2 protein-coding genes are annotated in these 2036 nt (G+C 68.6%); one reads left to right on the forward strand and one right to left on the reverse strand.

Annotated features, from left to right (window positions below):
• Positions 1-104: 104 nt before the first annotated feature.
• Positions 105-887: a sporulation protein gene (locus ACFXB5_RS51555; RefSeq protein ID WP_385222516.1), complete on the reverse strand. Its 783-nt coding sequence runs from the start codon at positions 885-887 to the stop codon at positions 105-107.
• A 168-nt stretch (positions 888-1055) separates the two neighbouring features.
• Here ACFXB5_RS51555 and ACFXB5_RS51560 point away from each other — a divergent pair, with 168 nt between their 5' ends.
• Complete coding sequence (locus ACFXB5_RS51560; protein ID WP_201853673.1) at positions 1056-1718, forward strand: DNA-3-methyladenine glycosylase; 663 nt, start codon at positions 1056-1058, stop codon at positions 1716-1718.
• Positions 1719-2036 lie beyond the last annotated feature (318 nt).

Genomic DNA, 2036 nt, shown 5'->3' on the forward strand with positions numbered 1-2036 from the left:
TTTTCTGGTGGGGGGGGTCCCACCTCCTCCCCCGCGGGGCGCCCCCCCCCCCCCCCCCCGGGGCCCCCCCCCCGCGCGGAGGTCCGGTCCGGGGAGGGGGAACCTCAGAACCAGTTGCGCTTGCCGCCGACCTGGGCGAGCCACTGGTTCAGGTACGCGGCCCAGTCGGTGTCCTGGAAGGTGGCCAGGTTCATCGTGAACGACCGGTAGGTGTCACTGCCCTCGGAGAACAGCCCCGGCTTCTTGTCCATCTCCAGCACCACGTCCATCTCGCGGTCGTCCGCGACGAAGGTCAACTCCACCTGGTTCAGGCCCCGGTACTGGTCCGGCGCGTAGAACTCGATCTCCTGGTAGAAGGGCAGCCGCTGCCGGGTCCCTCGGATGTGGCCTCGCTCCAGGTCGGCGCCCTTGAAACGGAAGCCGAGGTTGCCGAAGGCATCGAGGATCGCCTGCTGGGCGGGGAGCGGATGCACATTGACCGGGTCCAGGTCGCCCGAGTCCACCGCGCGCGCGATGGCCAGCTCGGTGGTCACCCCCACGTTCATACCGGTCAGATGCCGGCCCATGAACATGGTGATCGGGGTCTCCCACGGAATCTCCAGGCCGAACTGCACCGCGTGCACCGCGCCCGGCTGCACCTCGAACGCACCGCCCAGCCGCTGCCGGGTGAACTCCACGTCCTGCTTGTACTCCTGGTCGTTGCCCTCCACCTCGACCCGCGCCTGCAGGCCGACCGAGAGCCCCTCGATCTGCTGCGCGACCGAGCCGCCCTGGATCCGGACCTCGCCCTGCACGATGCCGCCCGGGACGACGTTCTCCTCGGTCAACACCGTCTCCACCGAAGCGCCACCGGCACCCATACTCGCGAGCAGCTTCTTGAAGCCCATGTTCTCCCTCTCAAGGACGCGACTGCGTCTTGACTCGATCGCATTCGATCACTGTTGACACCTAGAAACGCGAAACAGCCATGGACGGTTCCGCGGCTCATACCCTTCCAGTGGACCGGTGCCGCCTCCAACCACCGGTTCATATCTGTTCCACTACGCTCGGGGCGCGTGACAGCAGGACCTGACCGCACCCCCCTCGACCGCGCCTTCTTCGACCGGCCCGTCCTCGAGGTCGCCCCCGACCTCCTGGGCCGCGTCCTGGTCCGGCGTACCCCGGACGGACCGATCGAATTGCGCCTGACCGAGGTCGAGGCGTACGCGGGCCCGGCGGACCCCGGCTCGCACGCCTACCGGGGCCCCACCGAGCGCAACGCCGTGATGTTCGGCCCCCCGGGGCATGCGTATGTCTACTTCACCTATGGCATGTGGCACTGCCTCAACCTGGTCTGCGGACCGGAGGGCCACGCCAGCGGGGTGCTGCTGCGCGCGGGCGAGGTGCTGCACGGCCATGAGTGGGCCCATCGGCGCAGGCCGAAGGCGCGCAACGACCATGAGCTGGCCAAGGGCCCGGCCAGGCTGGCCACGGCCCTGGGCGTGGACCGCAGACTGGACGGCAGCGATGTGTGCGGGAGCCCCGATGCCCCGCTCGCCATACTCACCGGCCACCCCGCCCGGCCCGAGCAGGTGCTCAGCGGTCCCCGCACCGGTGTGGGCGGCGAGGGCGCAACCCATCCCTGGCGCTTCTGGATCGACGGCGATCCCTCGGTGAGCCCGTACCGGGCCCACACCCCGCGTCGCCGGAATGCGACGCGCCGTCAGGTCGGAACTTGACTCCGCTGGACGGGACGCCTAACGTAGCCCGAGCCGCTTGAGACGGGCAGTGCTGTGGTCACGATCCCAGGATCGAGTCACCGCGGCCCCGGAGCGGCCAACCACTACGACGATTCCCGAACAGGGTCTTGTTTCGCTGCGCGAAAACAAGGCCCGGGGCTCCGATTAGGAGCTAAGCGGGAAATTCGCTAAAGTAGTGGACACGCCGGAAGGCGCGAAAGACCCCGCTCCAGCAGGGGGCCGGAAACGGAATTCGGATCGGAAACGACCGGAAATCGGATCTGGTAAGGTTGGAAACACCGAAGGGAAGCGCCCGGA

It is taken from the genome of Streptomyces sp. NPDC059455, from assembly GCF_042750115.1.
Taxonomy (GTDB): Bacteria; Actinomycetota; Actinomycetes; order Streptomycetales; family Streptomycetaceae; genus Streptomyces; species Streptomyces endocoffeicus.

What these genes read in the sequence shown, in the direction of transcription:
- ACFXB5_RS51555 (WP_385222516.1), bottom strand. Translation starts at nt 887, where the DNA reads ATGGGCTTCAAGAAGCTGCTCGCGAGTATGGGTGCCGGTGGCGCTTCG.